The 22,297-nt window shown below is 40.5% G+C and carries 17 protein-coding genes and 1 pseudogene; 7 read left to right on the top strand and 11 right to left on the bottom strand.

What is annotated here, in order from left to right:
- Together QL984_RS10095 and QL984_RS10090 are read right to left on the bottom strand one after the other, a co-directional pair.
- Window positions 1-654 (bottom strand): TrkA family potassium uptake protein, encoded by a 654-nt coding sequence (locus tag QL984_RS10095; protein ID WP_016899132.1) that lies wholly within the window; start codon window positions 652-654, stop codon window positions 1-3.
- Between the two features lie 11 nt (window positions 655-665).
- Entirely contained in the window at window positions 666-2,120 is a 1,455-nt protein-coding gene (locus tag QL984_RS10090; protein WP_036955330.1) for a potassium transporter TrkG, read from the bottom strand.
- Window positions 2,121-2,325: 205 nt separating this feature from the next.
- Between QL984_RS10090 and QL984_RS10085 the strand changes: the two genes are divergently transcribed.
- The 4 genes from QL984_RS10085 (at window position 2,326) to QL984_RS10070 (ending at window position 8,226) form a co-directional block, all read left to right on the top strand.
- On the top strand, window positions 2,326-3,651 hold the full coding sequence (locus QL984_RS10085) for a DUF4118 domain-containing protein (RefSeq protein WP_024602613.1): 1,326 nt from the start codon (window positions 2,326-2,328) through the stop codon (window positions 3,649-3,651).
- Window positions 3,644-4,312 carry a response regulator transcription factor gene (locus QL984_RS10080; protein WP_290172616.1) on the top strand — a complete coding sequence of 223 codons (669 nt, stop codon included), beginning with the start codon at window positions 3,644-3,646 and terminating at the stop codon, window positions 4,310-4,312. The genes QL984_RS10085 and QL984_RS10080 overlap by 8 nt, the downstream gene beginning before the upstream one ends.
- 244 nt (window positions 4,313-4,556) lie before the next feature.
- Window positions 4,557-6,671 (top strand): ATP-binding protein, encoded by a 2,115-nt coding sequence (locus QL984_RS10075; protein WP_231893559.1) that lies wholly within the window; start codon window positions 4,557-4,559, stop codon window positions 6,669-6,671.
- Between the two features lie 19 nt (window positions 6,672-6,690).
- Window positions 6,691-8,226, top strand: a complete 1,536-nt coding sequence (locus QL984_RS10070; protein ID WP_036955328.1) for an HD domain-containing phosphohydrolase — start codon at window positions 6,691-6,693, stop codon at window positions 8,224-8,226.
- 51 nt (window positions 8,227-8,277) lie between these two features.
- On the opposite strand, the gene QL984_RS10065 is transcribed toward QL984_RS10070, so the two are convergent.
- The 4 genes and pseudogenes from QL984_RS10065 to QL984_RS10050 form a co-directional block, all read right to left on the bottom strand.
- A complete protein-coding gene (locus tag QL984_RS10065) occupies window positions 8,278-8,895 on the bottom strand; it encodes a glutathione S-transferase (protein WP_016899137.1) in 618 nt (205 codons plus the stop codon).
- A gap of 48 nt (window positions 8,896-8,943) precedes the next feature.
- Window positions 8,944-9,972: an NADP-dependent oxidoreductase gene (locus QL984_RS10060; protein WP_024602617.1), complete on the bottom strand. Its 1,029-nt coding sequence runs from the start codon at window positions 9,970-9,972 to the stop codon at window positions 8,944-8,946.
- Window positions 9,973-10,143: 171 nt separating this feature from the next.
- Window positions 10,144-10,320: a GNAT family protein gene (locus QL984_RS10055; RefSeq protein WP_013462910.1), complete on the bottom strand. Its 177-nt coding sequence runs from the start codon at window positions 10,318-10,320 to the stop codon at window positions 10,144-10,146.
- A 275-nt stretch (window positions 10,321-10,595) separates the two neighbouring features.
- A pseudogene (locus QL984_RS10050) lies at window positions 10,596-10,904 on the bottom strand (GNAT family N-acetyltransferase); the annotation flags it as partial.
- Between the two features lie 153 nt (window positions 10,905-11,057).
- On the opposite strand from QL984_RS10050, the gene QL984_RS10045 reads away from it, so the two are divergent.
- Window positions 11,058-12,263 (top strand): anhydro-N-acetylmuramic acid kinase, encoded by a 1,206-nt coding sequence (locus QL984_RS10045; RefSeq protein WP_036955325.1) that lies wholly within the window; start codon window positions 11,058-11,060, stop codon window positions 12,261-12,263.
- A 36-nt stretch (window positions 12,264-12,299) separates the two neighbouring features.
- On the opposite strand, the gene QL984_RS10040 is transcribed toward QL984_RS10045, so the two are convergent.
- Window positions 12,300-12,785, bottom strand: a complete 486-nt coding sequence (locus tag QL984_RS10040) for a hypothetical protein (RefSeq protein ID WP_013462913.1) — start codon at window positions 12,783-12,785, stop codon at window positions 12,300-12,302.
- A gap of 429 nt (window positions 12,786-13,214) precedes the next feature.
- On the opposite strand from QL984_RS10040, the gene QL984_RS10035 reads away from it, so the two are divergent.
- Window positions 13,215-15,470 carry an EAL domain-containing protein gene (locus tag QL984_RS10035; RefSeq protein WP_013462914.1) on the top strand — a complete coding sequence of 752 codons (2,256 nt, stop codon included), beginning with the start codon at window positions 13,215-13,217 and terminating at the stop codon, window positions 15,468-15,470.
- 1 nt (window position 15,471) lies between these two features.
- On the opposite strand, the gene QL984_RS10030 is transcribed toward QL984_RS10035, so the two are convergent.
- Genes QL984_RS10030 through QL984_RS10015 form a run of 4 tightly spaced genes read right to left on the bottom strand, consistent with a single transcriptional unit; the run spans window position 15,472 to window position 21,280 of the window.
- A complete protein-coding gene (locus QL984_RS10030) occupies window positions 15,472-16,479 on the bottom strand; it encodes an L-threonylcarbamoyladenylate synthase (protein ID WP_036955322.1) in 1,008 nt (335 codons plus the stop codon).
- 8 nt (window positions 16,480-16,487) lie between these two features.
- Complete coding sequence (locus tag QL984_RS10025) at window positions 16,488-17,285, bottom strand: DUF6671 family protein (RefSeq protein ID WP_013462916.1); 798 nt, start codon at window positions 17,283-17,285, stop codon at window positions 16,488-16,490.
- Between the two features lie 3 nt (window positions 17,286-17,288).
- Window positions 17,289-19,715: a DUF2309 domain-containing protein gene (locus QL984_RS10020; RefSeq protein WP_036955319.1), complete on the bottom strand. Its 2,427-nt coding sequence runs from the start codon at window positions 19,713-19,715 to the stop codon at window positions 17,289-17,291.
- Complete coding sequence (locus tag QL984_RS10015) at window positions 19,712-21,280, bottom strand: NADH-quinone oxidoreductase subunit L (RefSeq protein WP_036955316.1); 1,569 nt, start codon at window positions 21,278-21,280, stop codon at window positions 19,712-19,714. Before QL984_RS10015 ends, QL984_RS10020 begins: the two co-directional genes overlap by 4 nt.
- A 96-nt stretch (window positions 21,281-21,376) precedes the next feature.
- Between QL984_RS10015 and QL984_RS10010 the strand changes: the two genes are divergently transcribed.
- Window positions 21,377-22,255 (top strand): LysR family transcriptional regulator, encoded by an 879-nt coding sequence (locus QL984_RS10010; protein WP_028834276.1) that lies wholly within the window; start codon window positions 21,377-21,379, stop codon window positions 22,253-22,255.
- The last annotated feature ends 42 nt before the right edge of the window (window positions 22,256-22,297 follow it).

The following is a 22,297-nucleotide window of genomic DNA, read 5'->3' as shown; positions in this document are numbered from 1 at the left end:
TTATAAGAGCCTTGGAGCTAGATAGTTTAATTCGACTCGGCTACCTGATAGCAGTAAGGTGTCGTGGGTATGTAACTCAAAGTCGTCATCAAGTTTGACAAACGTTTGCTTGGCGCGCTTTACCAATAGAGGGTCTACAGTGCCTTTTATTTCTCTGAGTAGATGCCCTAGTTTTGTTTTATGTAGGTGAGCTTTTATACTTACTTCAACAACGTATAAGCCATTGCCTAATGAAATATAGTCGTTCACTATCGGGTAATTAAGCGCTTGTGCAACGCGCACCCCCATTTCTTCCTCAGGGTGAATAATGCGTGTTACACCTAATTTAGAGATAATAGTGTGATGGGCTTTAGTACTCGCTTTTACCCATATTTGCTCAACAGCTAAGTTTTTTAATGCAAGCGTGCACAGAATGCTCGATTGCATATCTTCCCCAATCGCCACTAAAACAGCCTGACTACTCGCTAAATCAAGCTCTTTAAGCGCGGCTTCATCGGTGGAGTCGCAAACGACGGTTTCAGATAAATGCTCAACATACTTTTCGGCGAGTTTTGGGTTACTATCAACGCCAGTCACTGTGTGCCCTAAATGAATTAACTCAAGACTTGCTGCAATGCCGAAGCGACCTAAACCAATCACTGTAAAATGTGCCATATTATTCCTCGTTATTTTTTCCAAAAGCTATGAGTAAAAAGTGCAAAAACAGTAAAATATTCTAACCGGCCCACGATCATAGCGACCGAGAGTATCCAAATACCGGTATCTGAAACGGGTTGAAAGTTAGCGCCAACTTCACCAAACCCAGGGCCAAGTACATTGACGCAAGCAGCTACCGCAGTAAATGCACTCCAAAAATCAAGACCCGTTGCCATAAGCAACATTGTAAACAGTAAGCTTGTACCAACAGCAAAGGTCATAAATGCCATAATTGCATGGCGTACATCTTCTTTAACGGGCGAACCTTGATATTTAAGTGTAAATATCGCTCTTGGATGAAGTAGCTGTTTAATATTGTTATTAATCATTCTGCCAACAATAATGTTACGAATTATTTTATTTCCGCCAGCGGTTGAACCTGCGCAACCACCAAGATAGCCAGCAATAACCAGCAAAAACCCAGCCTCAGCTGGCCAGTCAGTAAAGCCTGCTGCGCCATAACCGGTGCTGGTAATAAAAGAAATAATATGAAATGTGGAGAAACTAAATGCTTCAAGTACATTTGAGTAGCTGTCTTTAAGCAGCAACATGGTGGTTAAAAGAACTGATAAAAATACGACGATATAAATAAAATAACGTGTTTCTTCATCGTGATAATAACTAGTAATGGCTCTTTTGTGCGCCACTTTGAAGTGCAAGGCAAAGTTAATCGCACCTGCAAGCATAAAGACATTAGCTATCCACAGCAGTAAATGGCTGCGGTAATACCACATACTGGCATCATGCGTTGAAAACCCCCCAGTTGAAACTGTGGTAAAGGCATGTGCAATCGCATCGTATAAACTCATTCCGCCAGCGTAATAGGCTAAAATACAAAGTAGCGTGATTGCAAAGTAAACACCCCATAAATAATGCGCGGTACTGGCAACGCGCGGAGTTAATTTTTCGTCTTTAATGGGGCCTGGGGTTTCTGCTTTTAGTAATTTCATGCCACCAATATTCAACATAGGTAAAATAGCCACTACAAAAATTACTATGCCTAAACCGCCCATCCATTGTAAAAATTGTCGATACAATAAAAAGCTAGCAGGCATGTTATCGAGCCCTGATAGCACGGTTGCACCAGTGGTAGTTAAGGCGCTAATTGACTCAAATACTGCATCGCTAAAGTTAACGCCAGTGACAACCAAAATGGGAATAGCGCCTAACACACCGGCTATAATCCACGTTACTGTGGCGTAAATGAGTGCATCTCTGAATGTTGCGCCGGTATAATCTGTTTTACGTAAATTGATAAGTAGCACTAAAGCGACTGAGATCATCGTTGCGCCAGAAATAAGAAACGCACTAATAACGCGATCTTTAAAAATAAATAATGAAAGCGCTGCGAATACTAGTTGCACCACTCCCATCCAAATAATAGGAAAGGCGAGTAGTCTTAAGGTGATTTTCCAATTTATCATCAATACGCCTTATCAAATACCTATTGCAGGTAACACGCAATCACTAAAGTTGAGTTGAATATACGGGATCAAATACTAAAGTCAGCGCTGCACTGCAAAGCTTTATAAAGATTTAACGAACGAGATAAAAAACTTTATAAAAACTTTATAGAGGCAATATCGAAAAGGCAGTAACCTAAGTGCTCAAATGTTAGAGGAATAATTAATGAATCAGGTCGAGGCCAAACCAAGGTGGTATAAAGCATTTTTTTTGGCGTTAATAATGCCATTAATTGTGGTTATGGCCATTTTCCCTGTACGTAACTGGTTTACTACTACCGATATTGTAATGCTTCAGTTATTGTGGGTGACTTGGGTTGCTGTACGTAGTAACCGTCGCCTTGCGATACTGACCACCTTAGTAAGTGTCGCATGTACAGATTGGTTTTTTGTTGCCCCTAATTTTACTTTTCATATTGAAAACATAGAATATTTAGTAACTTTTATTGTTATGCTAATTGTTGGTTTTGTGATCAGTCAATTGGCGGGGGAGCTCAGTACTAAAGTCAGAGATGTGCAATTACACGCAAGTAATAGCCGCACCTTGTATGAACTGGCAAAAGACCTAAATAGCCTAGATACGCTGGACGAACAAAAAAAGTACTTTGTACAGCGGATCGGTAAGCATTTAAATGCATCTTGCACATTTATGCCTGCAGCACCGCGAGGCAACAGTGAATTTATATTACTTAGTGAGGCTAACCCGAGCTGGGGCGGGTTTAATTTTACTAAACGGTTAACGCAAGGGCAAAAAGCTTTTGCTGATACCGCTATCTCGCTGCTTTATCAAGTACATGAAAAAACGATATTACGCCAGCAGTCGGCTGCTATTTCGGTGCAAGCGGAATTAGAGCGCGCTAAAAATGCACTTTTACGTAGTTTGTCACATGATTTACGCACACCATTGGCAACTATTATGGGCGCATCCAGCATGCTTGCAGATGATGAAATTACCCTCAGCGACAGCGTGATAAAAGAGCAAGCGAGTAATATTTATGAGCAAAGTAAAATACTTAATCAGCACTTTGATAAAGTCATGGAGTTAAGCCGAGTTAATAAAATGGGTGAAAACCTATGTTGGCAAACAATAAACTTACAAGCATTACTCAGTGAAGCCAAAGCTCGCAGACAGCAGCAACTCACTCATTTTGTTATAGATACCAATATAGACGCTCAGTCAAAATGCATAGGGGATGTGACTTTATTAGAAATTGCGCTAGCTAATATGCTCGAAAATGCATGGCGTTATGGTGATGGGAAGGTGAGCGTTGAATTTACTCAAAGTAGCAATCAGCAAAAGGTATGTTATCAGTTACTTCTCACTAATAACGTGATCACTAAAGCGCAAACAAGTAGCGATGAAGGCGTTGGGCTGGGCAGTATTATTTGTGATGTGGTAGCTAAATTTCACCAAGGTACATTTACATTAACAATTAACAACGAGACACAGATGGCGTACGCAAAATTGATCTGGGAAAAAGACAATGACTAAAATCTTAATATTGGAAGACTCTCCCTCTTTACAAAGCTTTTTAAAAACCTTGTTGCAAGCCAGTGGTTACGAGCTAAGTATTTGTGATAAAGGCTTAGATGGTTTTGCACGTTTAAGTGAGCAAAGTTATGATCTTGTGTTATTAGACTTAGGCTTGTTAGATATGGACGGTCAAGACTGGCTGATTGAGTTTCGACAATGGAGTGCCTTACCTGTTTTGGTGCTGTCAGCGCGAGATGGCGAAGTTGAAAAGGTAACCGCGCTTGATAATGGAGCAAATGACTATATTACCAAACCGTTTAGCGCGAATGAGTTACTCGCCAGAATTCGGGTGTTATTGCGCACCCAAAGTCAGCCGAGTGTGGCGTTTACCTGTGGGAATATAAAAATAGATCCACAAAAGCACATAGTAACCACCTCGGGGAATGAGATAAAACTGACTAAAAAAGAGTACGCAATATTATTATTGCTGTTTCAAAATAAAGATAAAGTACTCACTCATAATGCAATTTTAAGCCATATTTGGGGAGCGCAGTACATAGACCGTCCTGAATATGTGCGGGTACATGTAGCGCAGCTCAGACAAAAACTAGAAGCTAACCCTGCTAGTCCAAAATACATATTAACTGAACCCGCTGTGGGTTATCGGTTGGTCGATTAAACAATAAGAACTTTACAGTCTGCTCTACAACTCAGCGAGTCTGATAAATTATATAAATAACGCTTTTGTTTCCAAGCGATACTCTATTTAACAACCTTGTCCGTTATATAGCGGGTATTTTAATACCCCGCTTCTGCATTAATTTCTACACAATTGATTTGCCTAGAAAGTTTTTATAGTCTAATTTTTAAGCTTAATACTTCAGATCCTCAGGATGTTGGCTTGCTTGTTTAAGCCTAAAATTATGCGACTACCACTCATACACTCTTTGCAAGGAAAGATGCTGCTGTATTTGGCATTGCCCGTCATGCTCATTATTGCCAGTATCTTGAGTTATTGGTATTCAACTAGCCTTAATCAGGCTGTTATACAAGCAAAACTAAATTTAAGCCAGACGGCAGATACGATTGCCGCGAAGGTAAATGAAGAAACGCAATTAGCGGTACGCACTACAGAGATTATGGCCTTAGCACAGCAAAATGGGTTGTTTGGTAATAGAGAGGCAAGTATTAATTTTGTTCGTGCAGTGCTTAAAATGAACCCTTCATTTGTGGGGGCTTCGTTTGGTTATGAGCCTAATGCCGATAATCAAGATCAAGCCTATATTAATGCTCCACCGTTAAAAGAGGGCGTTTATGTAGACCAAACTGGCCGTTTTTTACCTTATTGGCATCGTGATTTTAATGACTCTGAACGTTTGTTACTTGAGCCCTTGGTCGATATGGAATCAAGTCTTTATTATGAGGGAGTACGTCAACAGTTTTTACGTGATGGTAATACCGAGACGATGATCACTGAGCCCTATGTTTACGAGGGAAGAATGCTGGTTGAACAAAGTTCGCCAATTATTATTAATGGCGAATTTGTCGGTATGGCAAGTGTAGATAGAGCACTTGCTGATATAACGGAATTCTTACAAACCATAAAGCAGCAACTAAAAATTGATGTTTTGTTACTCAGCCAACGTGACAACGTGATTGCCACGACATTAAATCATTCAGGACTAAAAACGAAAGCCATTTTAGACACAGATTATGCAAGTATAGCCAAACAGCTAAAATCACAGGGGCAAGCAAGAGAAATATTATCTGCTAACGATCCTTTTGATTCTGGAATATTCTATTTTGATAAAGCCAAGGTTGCCACTGGGCATTGGACAGTGATAGTGCGTCGCTCTGAAACCGATATTATTGGGCCTATTCAAGCGCAATTTAGCCCATTATTGGCAGCGGCTTTTGCAAGTGTATTACTGGTGTTTTTACTCTTTTGGTATTTTATTAACCGAACAACCAAGCGTATTAATATTGCGATTAAATCTGTTGAACAGCTAGCTAATGGAGATTTATCTATTCATGTTCAAAAGTATATGACTCAAAAGGATGAGCTTGGCACCATGTTTAGAAGCTTTGAGCGTTTAATTAAAGCCAGTAAAGATATTGATCAGGTTTGCTCTGCGATTGCAGCTGGGGATTTTTCTCAAACAGTTTCTAAGCGCAGCCCTTATGACAGTTTAAGTGATTCTATTAATTTAATGTCGAGTAAACGCCATGAGGCAGAGCAGGCTCTACTTGAGCAAACCATAGAGCTTCGTCGCACTCAGCAGGAACTTGTTGAAGCAGAGAAAATGTCTTCACTTGGAAGTTTAGTCAGTGGTGTGGCACATGAGGTGAATACACCGTTAGGTGTTTGTGTGACAGCGACATCTCATTTGCGAGAAATGTTAATCGAAACTAAAAACAAAGTGGCTTCTGGCACCTTAAGTAAAACAGAGTTTAGTGAGTTTATTAGTGAAGTTGATTTAAGCTGTGACATTTTGCTAAAAAACATGCAACGTGCCGCTGATTTAATAAGCAGTTTTAAACGTGTAGCGGTTGATCAAACAACCGAAGAATTACGTAATTTGTATGTAAGTAGTTATTTTAATGAGGTGCTAAAAAGCCTCTATCATACCCTTAAAGCAACACCGGTTGATATTACCATTAGTGCAACGGAGCCTGAGCCAGAAGTGTATTCTGATCCTGGTGCCTTAGCGCAAATTTTCACTAATTTAGTAATGAATTCAATTATTCACGGTTTTCAAAATGGTAGAAAAAAAGGGCAGATAAGTGTTCATATTGAGTACTCAGACTCTGTCTGTATTCATTATCAAGACAGTGGTCAAGGCATGACAGATGAAGTTCAGAAAAAAGTGTTTGACCCGTTTTACACTACAAATAGAGCGGGTGGCGGCAGTGGCTTGGGGATGAATATTGTTTATAACCTCGTAGTTCACCGCCTGAAAGGGCAAATTGCAGTAAAGCAAAAAGAATCCACAGGCGTTTATTTTTTCATTCAATTTCCGGTAACGCCACCGAATTAATAAATAGCAGGGTGTGTTTATGGAGTGGTTACAAGATGATGTAGTGTCAGATAAAGCGGTTGCCAACAGCAATGCTAAGCCATGGAAAATCTTAATTGTTGATGACGATGACTCGGTGCATCAGGTAACTCAACTTGCAATGAAGCGCTTTGAATTTGAGCAACGCCCTGTTGAACTACACAGTGTTTACAGTGCATCTGAGGCGAAAGAGAAACTACAAAGCTCAGAACGTTACGCATTAATTTTACTAGATGTCGTAATGGAAACAGAACATGCAGGATTAGATCTTGCGCGATTTATTCGCCAAGACTTACAAAATGGTTATAGTCGAATTATTTTGCGAACAGGTCAGCCTGGGGTTGCGCCTGAGCGCAGTGTTATTCGCGATTATGATATTGATGGCTATAAAGCGAAGAGCCAACTGCAAAGCCAAGATCTTGAATTGATTTTTTATACCTCTTTACGAGCCTACCGCGATATTTGTATGCTACAAACTCACCGCTATAATTTAAAAAGACTAATAAAAGCTATCTCTACCATTACCCAAATTGGTGACTTGGTAGAGTTTACCTCTGTTGTCATGGAAGAGTTAAAACTTGTACTGAATATGAGCTCGGCCAATTTATATATTGATGCGCCTAAAGTATTTGGTATTTGTCAGTTAGATGAAAAGTTGCAAATGATTGAAGGGGAAGTCTCAGGTATACATCTGTTCACGGGAAGTGGTATTGATAGTATTCCGAAAAAGCATCAAGAGTACTTTTTAAGGGCGAAACAAACCAAGCAGAATTTTATTGCAGAAGATCATTATGTTTATTTTCATCATTCACAAAAAGGTCTAGATTCAATACTCGCATTTCAATCATTGCAACCGGTTAAAAAAGAAGCGCAACAGCTTGTTGACTTGTTTTTGGGCAATGTTGTTCTCACATTTGAAAGTTTATTATTAGCTAATTCAATTGAAGAAACCCAGCAGCTGGCTATTTTACTGATGGGAGGTGCCATGGAGTCGCGCTCCAAGGAAACGGGATCTCACGTAATTAGGGTTGGCTTATATGCAAAATTACTCGCGCAGCTGCATAATCAAAATCAAGCGTACTGCGATAAAATTAGCCTAGCTGCGCAATTACATGATGTAGGAAAGGTAGGTGTACCAGATCTCATTTTAAACAAGCCGGCAAAATTAGATGCTGACGAGTGGGAAATTATGAAACAGCATACCACTAAGGGCTGGGAAATTCTCAAAGGGACAGCTAATCCTGTTATTGATATGGCTGCAAACATTGCGATTGATCATCACGAGCGTTGGGATGGAGCCGGTTATCCGCACGCAAAAAAACAGCAAGAAATCAGTTTAGAGGGACGAATTACTGCGATTGCTGATGTGTTTGATGCGTTATGTTGTCGCCGTTGTTATAAAGAGCCTTGGAGTATGGATGACGCAAAAGCGGAAATAATTAAAGGTGCAGGTAATCATTTTGATCCAAACTTAGTTGCACTTTTTGAAGCACATTTTAATGATTTTAAACAAATCTACCTGGATAGGCCTGAATAGAAAAGCGGGTATCGCTTTGACTGTGAAACCACAATCAAAGCGAAAGGTAAGTTAGTCGTACTTGGCTTCTAACTCGTTAGCGGTATGAAATTTTTCATGAGATTGTAATTGCTCATCGTATTTAACCAGGTTTTTAAAGTGCTCTAACTGGCCTGCATTTTTAACGATTTCAACAATAAACGACATCATAAAATCGGCTCCGGTTAGGGTCTCGCCCACTAAATAACGCTTGCCTTCAAGACGGCTGTTAAAATAGCTAATCACTTTAGCGGTTTCTGCATCAGCATAGCCCTCTAAAAACTGGGTTTTAGCACCATCTTTTTGCACAAACATTTTGAGTAAAAGCGGTAAAATTGCTGAGCTTTCTGCAAAATGTAGCCATTGCTGGTAGTCAACGTAATCAGGGGTGCCTGCTTTTGGGGCAAATTTACCTTTGCCATATTTAGTGATCAGGTAATCTGTGATAGCGCCAGACTCGGCAATCACTAAGCCATCATCTTCTATAACTGGCGATTTACCCAGCGGATGCACATTTTTAAGCTCATCAGGGGCTAAAAAAGTCTCAGTGTTACGTTGGTAAGCAACAATTTCGTAATCGACCTCAAGCTCTTCTAGTAACCAAATAATACGTTTAGAGCGAGATTTATTTAAATGGTGTAGTTTAATCATTTTCTTCCTTATTGAGCTGTGTTGAATTACAACACAGCCTGAATGTTATTATAGTGGGCTGTTAATCCTTACTACGGTTTTACCAAAGTTCTTCCCACTGATCATGTCGTTAAATGCACTGATGGTGTTTTCAATGCCTTCTACTAGATGTTCGCGGTATTGAATTTTTCCGTCTTGTAGCCATTTTTGCATGTCTTGTGCAAATTCGTCATAGCGGTGGCCATAATCATCAAAAATAATAAAGCCTTGCATTTTGATGCGCTTAGTTAGTAATTGTCCCATTAACATGCCCATTCGGTCTGGGCCCTCAGGCAAACTGGTCGCATTATATTGCGATACCAAACCACAGATAGGCACGCGCGCTGAGGTATTAAGCAAAGGTAATACGGCGTCAAACACTTTTCCGCCCACATTTTCATAATAAACATCAATGCCTTGGTCACATGCTTTTTCTAATTGCTCGGCAAAGTCATCGGCTTTGTGATCAATACAGGCATCAAAGCCTAGCTTTTCAACGGCATGAGCACATTTTTCGCTGCCACCGGCAACTCCAACCACTTTACAGCCTTTAATTTTAGCAATTTGGCCAACCGTTGCACCAACAGGTCCCGTTGCTGCTGCAACGACCACGGTTTCACCTGCTTTAGGGGCGCCAATATCGAGTAAACCCATGTAGGCGGTAAAGCCAGGCATACCCATAATACCCAATGCGTATGAAGGGTTTGTTGGTTCTTTACCTAATGACATTAAGCCTTCGCCATTTGAGATGGCGTAAGTTTGCCAACCTGTGTACGCTAATACCCATTCGCCTTCGCTAAATTTATCGTTTTTAGATGTTTCTACTTGGCACACCGTTGCACCAACCATTACATCACCAATTTCGACAGGGTCGGCATACGATTTAGCATCGCTCATACGGCCACGCATGTAGGGGTCTAATGATAAGTAAATTGTACGCAACAGTACTTCGCCCTCTTTTAACGATGGAAGCTCTTTGCTTTTAAATTCAAAGTTGTCATTGGTAGGGGCGCCATGTGGGCGCGAGGCTAAAGTAAATTGACGGCTAGTTGTAGACATAAAAATCTCCAAAATAAAGTGAAAAACCACCTATTACCGAATGTTTAAGCTTTAAAACAATACACGGCTCAACAATAATGCGCGGATAGGCAGATAAAATTTGTACCTTGATACACGAGCTTTGGGCGAGAGGGGGTTAATTCAACCTTTGCAAACATTTAATTAGAATAATTACTCTGTTTTTAGCATGCTAAATATATGGCTATCAAAATAGTGACCATTTTTATAAATTGCTTGTTTTAAAATAGCCTCGGTATTAAAGCCACTTTTAAGCAGCGCCTTTATTGAGCCCGCATTACCAGCAAATACAGCCGCATAAATACGGTTTAAATTAGTACTTTTAAACACTTCTTTAGGGTCTGTTGACCTTTGCGGATTACAATTTGTTCAAACTAGGGGCGGTTTAATCGCGGCGCGAGGTTTGTAACCTAGTGGGCTAAGTCAAAACCGAGCAACAAAGAGTAAATAGCCCCTAGGCAGAACCCGAAGGGCAGCGCCTGTTTAGCATTAATGCTGCGTTATCGCCTATTTATGGGGAATAACCACACCTCATAGGCTCTGCCTTGCCTAAATACCAAACAGACTGTTGCAAATTTAACCTTGAAAGGTCAACAGACCCTAATAATCAACCCAATGGCTTGGGTGATAATACCTTGCCCCCAATATTGCTGACTAAGCCAATAGCCAATTTCGCCACTGCGGCTATACTCAAATTCACCAGGAATAACACCAATACAACCAACACACAGGCCATCAACTTCAATGGCTTTAATGATGCCACATTTTGCTCCCTCGTTTATCCACCAATTCGCATCTGCCTGCGTATACGGAAATGGAATTTTAGAGGACAAATAGCGAGCTACTTGTTGATTGTTCAAAATGGTTACGATTTGAAAGGTATCGTGTTGCTTGAACTCACGTAAAATCATCATATGGTAAATAAGTTTATTATTATCAACCAATAACCTAGTAAGCTTTAGGCGTTTAAACAATGAAACTATCTTTTTAAAATTAAAGTGTATACAGCTATAATTTTGCTTTAAACTCTTTTAAAATATAATAAAAAGTACCTACACAGAGTCACTATGCACCCACACATTGCCGCCCTTTATAATAGCGCTAAAAAGCCTAGTCGTTTAATTATTGGCCTAATGAGTGGCACCTCTTTAGATGGTTTAGATGTGGCGCTATGTAAAATAACCGGAGCGGGTTTGCATACCCAAATAGAGGTATTAAAATTCACCACGGTTGAGTACAACGATGAGTATAAAACTAAAATAAAACAGGTGTTTGCTAAGCGCGAATGCGATTTAGAAGTGCTGACTTTGTTACATCCGTGGGTAGGTAAATTCCATGGTGCTATGGTTAATCAGTGTTTAGCACTGTGGCAAGTAAATCCAGCCGATATTGATGTAATAGCCAGTCACGGGCAAACTATTTATCACTGCCCGCAATCCCAACATAACCACCACGATTTTAAAAATGGCACGCTACAAATTGGCGACAGCGATCAAATAGCGGTTACTACAGGCATTACCACGATAGGTGACTTTAGGCAAAAGCATATTGCTGCTGGTGGTGAAGGTGCACCATTAGCTGTGTATGGAGATTATTTGTTTTTTGCCAGCCCAAATGAAAATCGTATTTTACTCAACATGGGGGGCATTGCTAATTTAACATTTTTACCTAAAAACGGCGATACTGGAGCGGTCTTTAGCTCTGACATTGGCCCTGGCAATACTATTATGGATGCTTATGTACAGCATTATTTTAAAGGGCTCCATTATGATGAGGGAGCTAAACTTGCCAAAGCTGGTAAAGTGAATACAAAGCTTCTTGCTGCGCTTACCGATAACGCGTTTTTTAAATTACCTCTGCCTAAAACAACCGGACCTGAGGTGTTTAATTTAGCTTATTTACGGGCGGCACAAATGCATTCAACGACACAAAGACTAAACCACGAAGATGTTTTAGCGACTTTAAATGCCCTTTCTGCCACTACGATTGCTAAGGCATTAAATGACTGTGCTCAACATACTCAAGACTGTGTAGTGTATGCCAGTGGTGGAGGTATTCATAATCCATTATTAATGGAGCAATTATTGATGCACTGCCCAAACATTAAGGCGTTTAAAAACACCGAGAGTTTAGGCGTAAATCCTGATGCCAAAGAGGCCGTGCTGTTTGCTATTTTGGCAAATGAATGTTTGGCAGGGCAACGTCAAAGCTTAAATAATAACAACCAAGGTATTTTAGATATCACTATGGGAAAAGTGAGCTTTGCCGATTGAGTAATAAAAAACCAGTGGAAAAGTGTGCGCCAATAACTAAAAAAGCGAAAGTAAAGCTGTTCCCATATTAGCGAAATACTGACGTACCCGATGCGGCCTAGGCGGCGCTATATAAGTTGCAGGTGCAGTATAACCACTACCAAATTGGTTAATATGCATATCAAACTGCAAACTATTTTTTAACGTGCCGTGCTTACCATGCAAAATCATTTGCATCACAAAATCATGACTATGTGCTATTTGACTCAAAGTTAGGTTGACTCGCCCTTGTTCTAGATCAGATAGGTTGAGTGTTTTTTCTGTGTAGTATTGAGCCGCTCGTGCATTTGGCTCAGTTGCGCTGAGTGAAATAATATCACTTTCATGAGCAGCCTCAGGTAAAACGCATTGCAGTGTGATTTGATGCTGACTGTTAGCATCCTGCGATAGCGTTTCAAATTCCATGCTGTGACTCATTGCCGCAGACATAGGATCTTCAAATGACGGAAGTGCAAAGGTAAGTTGCACTATAGATTCGCTCATGAGGGGCTTCAAATGCTATTTTTGATTAATAATGCAGCTATTATTACCGATCATTATTGCAAAATTATGACTAAACAAAACGACTTCATACATGAGCTGGTTTAAATTACATTTTACAACTAAAGCTATTGTTTTAAATCAATATTATATTTAATAAATAAACTACAATGGTCGCTTAATAATATCGTTTATTAAATGCAAGGACACAACGAGGCCTTAGCTTAGCAATAACAATAATGCTTTTATCGAGCTTGCTGGTTGTTAATTAATGTTGCCTTTATTGTTAATTAAAGGTGTTTATTTGTGTGTGTTTTCTTAATTTTGCAATAAAATTGCTTGAAAAAAAACCAAGCTAGCCATAAAGTGCTTTTAAGAGCCCAAATACATAACACACTACCAAACAGGTTGTGGCGGGGTTGTGAGAATTAGATGGCACTAATAAAAAATAATTTATGGAAACTCTTCTGTTTTTTGCTGTTGGGTGGCTTAATTTTATTAAGCGTGCTTTTGGTTTACGAGTGGAAAAACATCAAAAAAGATTACCGCACGAGCTCCCAAAATCGTGTGGAATTTTCTGCGCAAGCACTTAAAAGCACCCTTAGAAATAAAGAGCTGATGCTAGATTTAATTGGTAGAGATATTCTCTCTAATAATAATTTACATGAAAAAACGTCGACAATTAAACTTCTTGATAATATTTTGCTCGAAAATCCCGTGTTATTAGGCTTTGGACTGTTTAATCCGCAAGGCGAGATTATTTATTACAGCTCAAACTTAAACGCTTCAACCATGATCAACCTGAAAGAAAATAAAAATACACGCCAAAGCTTTGCGCAAACCCTCGTATCAGACAAAATGGTATTAGGACAGACTTACTTTAATGAATCTTTACAAGAGTGGGTGATCCCAATAAGAAAAGCATTACGCGATAAGAGCGGCACAGTAATCGCGGTTATGACGGCAGGTATGGCGGTGTCGAGAGGGACTAAGTACTTAAATATTTTGCAAAGTAATCGTGATGATTACATCATGCTAGCAAGAGAAATAGATGGCTTTATTCAATACAGCTCGGTTAGAGATGCAGATATAGCAAGTTATATAAAAACCCAGACTAAAGAGGCATTGGGGTTATCGGGTAATGCTTTGATAGAGCAAACAGGTAAAACAAAGCAAACACTTAAATCTTCCGAGGAAGTGTTTAGCATAGAAACGACGGTAAAAGGCAAACCGTATATCACCTCAGCAAAATTTGATAACCGTTATCAGTTGTGGACTCTGTCACAAATGGCGATGCAACCAATAAAAAATCTGTATTATTGGAAAGTTGGCTTGTATGTCCTAGTTTATGTGTTTATTTGTATGGTGCTATTTTTTGGTTTTAGGCTTATTGCACGTGCTGAAAAAAAGCGTATTGATGAGCTATTCCATCTTTCAAGACATGATGATTTGACCAAACTCCCAAATCGAAAAGCGTTACGAGATAGCTTTGAAGAAAAAAAAGAAACATCGTTTAGCTTAGCAATCATTAACATTACCAACTTGCGTTCTATGAATAATCGCTTTGGCATGGAGTTTGGCGATAAAGCGATAAAAACCTTTGCTGGCTTTTTAAAAACAACATTTTTATCACCCTATTTAGTATTTAGAAATAGTGGGAATGAATTTTGTATTATTGCACCTCACACTTTTGATGAGCAAAACAGACGTGCATTCGAGCATATTTTAGAGTCAGCAATCCAGCAATATGAAACCAACAATAGTGAACGATTACTTAATATAAGTGTGGGCATAGCCTGTTATCCAGAGCATGGTATAACAAAGAGTAAGCTCGTACGAAGTGCGCATTTAGCTAACCAGTGGGCAAAAGATACCGGCCAATGGCTGTGTCATTATCATGCTGATATTAAACAAGCTTACTTACGTCGTTTAAAAGTAGAAGAGCGGCTTAATATGGCGTTAAACGAGCAGTCATTGTCTATGGCGTATCAGTGCCAAGTAAATGAACAGGGTAAAATCCATGCTATGGAGGCGCTCATTCGTTGGCAAGATGGTGAGCTTGGTATGGTATCACCCGCTGAGTTTATTGCTATTGCAGAGCAAAGTGATTTAATTTTTAAAATTGGTGACTTTGTTTTAGCGCGATCTATTGGTGAGTTTGCAAAAATGCAGCAACACAGCGATACCCCTCTTGAATTGGCAATAAACATTTCAGTAATGCAATTTCAAAGTAGTGTATTTATTCCTACATTATTACACAGTTTAGAGACGCATAATGTTACTGCGCAAAGTATCATTTTAGAAATAACAGAATCCCTCTTTATGGATAATCTTGAACATGTGATTGATACGATTAAGAGCTTAAAGTCACGTGGAATACGCTTTTCAATGGATGATTTTGGCACAGGCTATTCATCACTGAGTCTTTTGAGACGCTTACCGATAGATGAACTGAAAATAGATAAGAGCTTTGTTGATGATATTTTGGTGGACTCTAAATCAAATAGTATGGTGCAAAGTATTATTGCCATTGCCAACAGCCATAACTTAAGTGTTATAGCTGAGGGCGTGGAAGAGCAAGCACAGTTTGATATGTTAGTTGATATTGGCTGTAAACGTTTTCAGGGGTATTACTTTTATAAACCAGTGGCAGCAGCAACGGTTATTGAATACCTAACGGTTAATTAACTTATCCTGCAAATACTGTGGTGGCACGGCTAAGGCGGTCATTCACAGCCCCCCACTTACTGCTTACTGGCGGCTTTTCGATATAAATATTCATCGGTGTTGTCTCATCGATATTATGCAGCGTTTTATACATGTTTTTAGCATACTCAACAGGGCAAGCACTGAGCTTAGTAATGTACTGAGGCGAAATGTGATTAGCTAATAACTGTTGCTCTGCCTTGGTTGAATAGATTAAATAATGTGTTTGCAAATGGGGAGTGTTACTCAAAACACTTTGAAAGTCTGCGCTATTAATAAGTATTGCAGGAGCATGGGGCTGATAATGCGCCTTTACATTGCCAGGCACTGCCTCATTATGTGAAAGCGGTGTAGTGACATTCAGTCCGGTTTTTTGCAAAATATCTGCAGCGGATATAGGTCCTGGGCGTAAAATGCGAAGCTGCTCAGTGGTGGCATCAACAATCGTTGATTCAATACCCACATCACATTGACCGCCCTCTAATACCGCGCTAATTCGGCCATTTAAATCGCGCATAACATGGGCTGTGTTTATTGGGCTTAGTTGTTTGTAGCGATTAGCTGAGGGAGCTGCAAGCCCAGTATTTAATTGTTTTAAAACGGCTAAAAATTGCGGATGTGCTGGTACGCGTAAACCAATGCTATTCAAGCCACCTGTTACAGGGCTATTTAAATTATCTTTTGCATTTAAAATAAGTGTGAGCGGGCCTGGCCAAAAGGCTTCAGCAAGTGTAATCGCTGCCTTATTTACATTTTTTGCCCAGTAGTGCACATGTGATAGTTCAGGAATATGCACAATTAATGGGTGGTTTGTTGGGCGCCCTTTAGCGGCAAATATTTTTGCTACAGCATCACTATTGCTCGCATCGGCAGCAAGGCCGTACACAGTTTCTGTGGGTAAGGCAACGCATTCGCCCGCTTTTAATAGTGCCACGGCTTGGTTAATACGCTCTTCAGTATTCAAAAATTGAGTGGGTTGTAATGATGTCATAATAACTCTTAAGGATTACAAAACTGGCAATATGTTGCATCAGCAACGCGTTTTTTATTCGTTTCAATGTGGCTAAAGCCGCAACTATCACATACTGAAGTAGTTGATTTCATTTGTTCTGTTGGCATATTACATAGCTCACAGGGCAAGCCTTTTGTGACCTGTTTAGCAACAAAGTTAGGGTTTTGGCACTGTGGGCATGTTGATGATAACCGCCTTGCAAGATCTTCTGCAGCTCGGCTAATAATTACTTGGCGTTGCGGGCTATACATGGCCCTCAGATCAGGCGTGATTGTACCTGTGCTTGGCGTTTTTTCTGTATACAAAGCAATAAGCGCTTCTATGCTAAGCCCTTTATGAAGCGTTTGGGTGTCGTCAAGTATCCAATGCTGGTTTTCATAGCGCTGACATGCAGTAGTGATTGATTCAGCACTGGTTTCACTGCTAATGCTTAAGCTGCTCGGCGAAAATGGCCCACCAGCGTATCCATAAATAGCATTGTTATTGTGTTTATCATAAAAACAAATAACTTCTTCGTCCCAGTTCATTAAACCCGGATACGGCCCACCCCCAAAACTGCCTTCACTGCCAAGCCCAAATTGCTCGCCTGTGAGTTCACATGCGCGCTGAGCTTTTGTCAGTGCCGCTGTGTTGGCACTACAATGACGTTGTACTTCGTGACTAAACATCCCAAGTGTATCGGTATCAAATAAATCAGTAGTGAATACCTCAAAACCAAGTGGCTCCAAAGCGGGAGCTACTAAAGGCGCCTTTTTATGTTTCGTGGCAATGACTATCTTTGGCATAGCTTATATTGGCTCATTAGAGGCTGAAATAGTTGAGAAATGTCCATTTTCGAACTGCTCTAGGGTATTATCATCGCCCCAGCGAATGAGAGTGAGCCAATGGTTATCAATCAGCTCCTTTACCATGACATGTTTGTTATAAATTGCCGCGATTGCCGATTGCGGCGCAGCAATATATACATTAAGGCGAATTGGTTCGTGCATCCATTTTTCCCCATTGTGCAGTGACTGCATGGCTAAGCCAATACGAAGGTCACCGCCATTACCTTCAAATAATCCAATATTACCGCCGACTGCATTGTGGAGTATTTTATTACCACTGCCGTATTTATGGTTGTCGGTAACCGAGGCATTATATTGACTATTGATCCAATGGGTTACTATCATGGGTGCGGTCATGATCAGTTCTAATACCGCAAATTCGTTATCGTTTTCCCATTCATAATCATGTAAAAAACAGCGTCCTTGTAAGTTAACACTGCGAGTCCATGTTCGTGGTGCAACAATAAAGGCGGCGTTATTAGCAAGCCCCCATTCTGGGCGTACTTGCGACCAATCGCGGGCACGCTGATGATAAGCATGGTTAATTTCATCCGCGGTTTTATTAACTAACTGCGGGTCGATATTTACTAAGCGTTCTTGCTGAGCGGTTTGCGTGGCAACAGTTAGCCATTTTTTCAGATTGTCATTAAGCTCGGTATCGTAAGCGGTGATGACATCCGTGGTTGTGTTATGAATAGCGGCAATAAATTGCGTGCTATGTGCCAGTGTTAGCCCTCGCTCTTTAAGCGCTTGGCGCACTTGGGTATCGTTTAGTAAGTTAGCCAGCACGCGTACATTAACTTCGCCACTTTGCCCTCCACAGGCTCCACATTCTAGGCCAGCGCTGTGCAAGTTATTAGTTGTATGACTGGCGTGACCTACCAACATAACATGCGGCGCAAACTCTTTTATTCCTAAGGTGTTAAGCACTTTTTGAGCTAAGTCGGTTTTGTCTTTTAGTGTCAGTTGTTGCTGGTTTTGTGTTAATTGCCAGTCGGTGGTTGCGCACTTTTTAGCTTTACCTTTAGATAAAAAGGTATTTTTTATTAATTTAAATGCATACAGCCAGCCTGCTGATTCAACCATAGAAAACGATGAGGGGGCTGATTTTGACCAACTTTGCCATGTAGCACTATTTTGACGAGATGCTTCAAGCGCCGCGTCTTTGTGTGTTTGTGTGGCATGTATGGCTGGTTTGAGTAGCCCTGGTAGTTGAGGACGAGTAATTGCACTACCATTTTCTTGATATTCTAGTGGCAAGCCAAAAAAACCGGCAAAGCCGAAGGTTTCTATATTTTTACTTTGCGATTCAAGCGCGCGGCGAATAACCTCTGAGCGTACATCAATACAAAACACCGCTTGTAATTGAGCGTTGTTCACTGGTGTTTTAGTGGCGCTTTGCAGTGCATGATTAAGCGGGTATTGATAGCTCAGCTCCAGTGCTTTTGCCCACACCCATAATGGCTTTTGTGCTAATTTGTGTGCATGCAGGCGCTCAACTACGAGTGACTTTTCTTGCTGCCACTGACTTTGTAGTTGTTTAAATGAAGCACTATCATGATCTGCCAGATACTGCCAAATAACCAAGTCCCATGCCATTCGCATGGCCAGTAGCTGTTTCATATCATCTTTGGGTTTAGCGTAAAGTTGGCCTTGGAATCGCAAATACGCCAACCACGATGCCCAACCATTAATATCTAAAAGCAGCGAATGAGCATATAACTCTAACGAGTCGTTATCTATATTAAGGGTTGAGAGTGTTAGTGCAATCAGTTCATCAGCGCAAGTGGGCAGTCGCTTAAAGTAGCCATTTAAATGCTTTTCATCCATTACAATACTAATGCCTTTATCCGCTTGAATAACGGTTAACCAATGGCGATATAAAGGTGATTGTGATGATGTGTCATCACCATGAAGCATAGGGCCAAGCTGCTGATAATGCGCGGCACAAAACTGGCTCAATTGATGGGTGATTTCATCATGCCAAGCCATTTTATGTTTATTGCGCTGCTGGTCGAGTAAATCTGCAATGTTGTGCCAATCCACTAAAGGAACATCAATGTGAAGGGTTTTTATGAGTTGCTCATGCGTAAAGTCACTGTTAAGTAACTTGGCTGCATCGGCTAAGTGGTTATCAGTAATTATGCCGTTGTCGTACTTGTGCTGATAAAAGTCTTTAGGCATGAGCATATTGGCATTACATAAGGTATCAATGCGTGCGCTTACATCTTCAATAGGCAGGTGGCGCATTTCCCAAAATGGGTTAACGGCAATCATCTGATCTAAAGGCCAGTTTGGTGCTATGTAACCGCATACTTTATTAAGTATGTTGTTTTCAGTGTCACTTAACGATAATGCCGTGTGATTTGAATGCGTTTGATTGCTCATTTTGATTCCTCAACGGTGATTCCAGCTGCATGATTTTTTAAATCGGTGTGGCCATTATTAGGTAAATTTATCGGCCATATTTTTAGGGTTAACCGCGTAAACCACTCATCTAAATACAAACCTGCAAATAATAGGGTGGAAAGTGATTTAACCTGTGGTCGCCAAGACTGGTAGCGTAAAAAGTAGCTGGCAATCATTAACGTTAAAATAAGGGCTATTACCCAGCTATCGGCGAGGCTAAATGCAGCTTCGCGCCACTGCTCAAGCTCTAGTGCTAAAGTAAATATATTTTTAGCAACCACATAGCTAAAAACTACTAAGAGTGCAATTAACAACTTTTTACTGCGAGTTTGCACGTTAGAAGCGCCATGTTGGTTGGCCAGTAAAATAGTTAAAGCCGATGCTAAAAGTAGCCACACACTGACCGCGCCTTGATAGCCGCTAATGAACCATGCAGCGCCAACTAGGGTAATCGACACCAATGCCCCCGTTAACCAAGCAAAGCACGTGGGTGATTGTTTTGGAATGTGGCGGCGAATCAGATCTTCGTTTACACCGTTGCCTGAGTTTAAAAATGCAAAGGCTTTATAGGTTGAATGAGTAACAAGGTGAAGCAGAGCCAGTTCAAATAATCCCAGCGCACATTCTATGAGCATTAATCCCATTTGCGCACTGGTAGACCAAGCAAGCCTTACTTTAACGCTTATTCGGGTAGTCATTATCAAAGCGCTGATCACCGTAGTTAAACCAGCAATAATTAAAATTAACCACTGTGCAGCCGCAGCTTGAATAAACAAAGGCGCAAATAAAATTAATAAAAAGCCACCTAAATTTATCACCCCAGCATGCAATAAGGCACTGACGGGTGTAGGCACCTCAACCACTTTGATTAGCCAGCCATGCATAGGCAACTGAGCACATTTGATTAAAGCTGCAAAAGCGATTAAAAAGGCTGCGAGTTGTTCAGCCAAAGATAGCGGTAGTGTGTTGGTGTGATAAAAAGTAGTGATATCGCTAATGTATAGGCTATTGTGAGTAACCGATAAAATAATAAATGCGACGAGTAATAAGGATTCAGCTACGCGTGCCACAATAAACTTTTTATGAGCGGCGAGTACCGCACGAGGGCGCTCAGGATAAAACATTAATAGTTTATGCAGTGCTAAACTAATTGCCACCCAGCCTAGCCAAAATAGCGCTAAGTGATTGCTCATAACTACAATCAGCACTGCGGTTACGGTTAATAGCAGCCAGCGCCAAAAATAGTTTACACGTGGCTCACCTTGCATATAGTGTTTGCAAAACCGAATTAATATTAGCGTTATGAACAGGATTAGTCCTAGCATAATAGCGCGGGTCACTGAGAGCGATAAGAAACTCAGTAAATCAAAGGCATAAATACGATAAAGTGCAACGGCACTGATAAATGCAACACTATTAAATAGCATCACTTTAAACAGTACATTGCCATTTGAGGCACAAGGTTGTCGGCCAATTAGCCACGCTGCTAAAAATGTGCTTAATGGCATCATTAGTAATAACAACGAAATAATATACTCGCTCATTCAGTGCTCCTTATTTAGTTATTGGAGTATGACAAACTAGATAACTAAATAAAAATAGATATAATGCATATAAACGTTCTATAAAAGAGAACTATAATGAGCCGTTTGAACTACCATCACTTGTATTATTTTTGGTCTGTTGCCCGAATTGGTAACTTAACCCAAGCCGCTAAAGAGCTGCATTTATCGCAGTCAGCGCTCTCCACTCAAATTAAACAGCTAGAGCACACCATTAATATTGAGTTATTTGAACGTAAAGGACGTACCTTGGCATTAACCGATATGGGAAAGCGGGTGCAAATGTACGCTAACGATATATTCACTAAGGGCGAAGAACTGTCGTCTTTTATTCATAAAGGGATGATTTCCCAAACTCAGCATTTATCAATCGGGGTGCTTAATACGCTCTCTCGTAACTTTATCGAGGAATTTATTAACCCTTTAATGAGTAACGACGAAGTACGCTTTTCGCTTACTGCAGGGCGTATGGATGGGCTGTTAAATGGTTTGGCAGAGCACGAACTGGATTTAGTTTTAACCAATAAACCCATCGGACTTGAGCACTACGATCAACTGTGGCAAAGCCAGTTGGTATCTCGTCAGCCATTAGCCATAGTGGGCCCTGCAGATAAAAAAACACGCGGTCAATTTCCTACCGGTTACACAGATGCACAATGGGTGCTACCCAGTAAAACCTCCGCGATTAGAGACTCATTTAATGCTTTGTGTGCCCGCTGGCAATATCAGCCAAAAATAAAAGCAGAGGCTGATGATATGGCTATGCTGCGATTACTTGCTCGTGATAGTGGTGCACTATCGGTATTGCCATCAGTTGTAGTAAAGGATGAAATAGAACAAGGCCTATTAGTTGAATACCAACGTTTACCTGATGCATTTGAGCACTTTTATGCCATTACCGCACAGCGCAAATTTGTGCCTGATATACTCAAATCATTGCTCGCCAAAACGTGTTAATTACTTTTAAACTACCGTTTTTATTAAAATATTTTATGCTTA

This window comes from Pseudoalteromonas sp. APC 3495, assembly GCF_030407645.1.
In the GTDB taxonomy this organism is placed as follows: domain Bacteria; phylum Pseudomonadota; class Gammaproteobacteria; order Enterobacterales; family Alteromonadaceae; genus Pseudoalteromonas; species Pseudoalteromonas tetraodonis.
This window is presented reverse-complemented; position numbering and strand designations above follow the sequence as displayed.

Excerpts from the sequence above, each read along its gene's own strand:
- QL984_RS10075 (WP_231893559.1), top strand. The coding sequence starts at position 4,557 with ATGCGACTACCACTCATACACTCTTTGCAAGGAAAGATGCTGCTGTAT.
- QL984_RS10010 (WP_028834276.1), top strand. The coding sequence starts at position 21,377 with ATGAGCCGTTTGAACTACCATCACTTGTATTATTTTTGGTCTGTTGCC.
- QL984_RS10045 (WP_036955325.1), top strand. The coding sequence starts at position 11,058 with ATGCACCCACACATTGCCGCCCTTTATAATAGCGCTAAAAAGCCTAGT.
- QL984_RS10025 (WP_013462916.1), bottom strand. The coding sequence starts at position 17,285 with ATGCCAAAGATAGTCATTGCCACGAAACATAAAAAGGCGCCTTTAGTA.
- QL984_RS10085 (WP_024602613.1), top strand. The coding sequence starts at position 2,326 with ATGAATCAGGTCGAGGCCAAACCAAGGTGGTATAAAGCATTTTTTTTG.
- QL984_RS10040 (WP_013462913.1), bottom strand. The coding sequence starts at position 12,785 with ATGAGCGAATCTATAGTGCAACTTACCTTTGCACTTCCGTCATTTGAA.
- QL984_RS10065 (WP_016899137.1), bottom strand. The coding sequence starts at position 8,895 with ATGATTAAACTACACCATTTAAATAAATCTCGCTCTAAACGTATTATT.
- QL984_RS10090 (WP_036955330.1), bottom strand. The coding sequence starts at position 2,120 with ATGATAAATTGGAAAATCACCTTAAGACTACTCGCCTTTCCTATTATT.
- QL984_RS10035 (WP_013462914.1), top strand. The coding sequence starts at position 13,215 with ATGGCACTAATAAAAAATAATTTATGGAAACTCTTCTGTTTTTTGCTG.
- QL984_RS10060 (WP_024602617.1), bottom strand. The coding sequence starts at position 9,972 with ATGTCTACAACTAGCCGTCAATTTACTTTAGCCTCGCGCCCACATGGC.
- QL984_RS10020 (WP_036955319.1), bottom strand. The coding sequence starts at position 19,715 with ATGAGCAATCAAACGCATTCAAATCACACGGCATTATCGTTAAGTGAC.
- QL984_RS10070 (WP_036955328.1), top strand. The coding sequence starts at position 6,691 with ATGGAGTGGTTACAAGATGATGTAGTGTCAGATAAAGCGGTTGCCAAC.
- QL984_RS10095 (WP_016899132.1), bottom strand. The coding sequence starts at position 654 with ATGGCACATTTTACAGTGATTGGTTTAGGTCGCTTCGGCATTGCAGCA.
- QL984_RS10080 (WP_290172616.1), top strand. The coding sequence starts at position 3,644 with ATGACTAAAATCTTAATATTGGAAGACTCTCCCTCTTTACAAAGCTTT.
- QL984_RS10030 (WP_036955322.1), bottom strand. The coding sequence starts at position 16,479 with ATGACATCATTACAACCCACTCAATTTTTGAATACTGAAGAGCGTATT.
- QL984_RS10015 (WP_036955316.1), bottom strand. The coding sequence starts at position 21,280 with ATGAGCGAGTATATTATTTCGTTGTTATTACTAATGATGCCATTAAGC.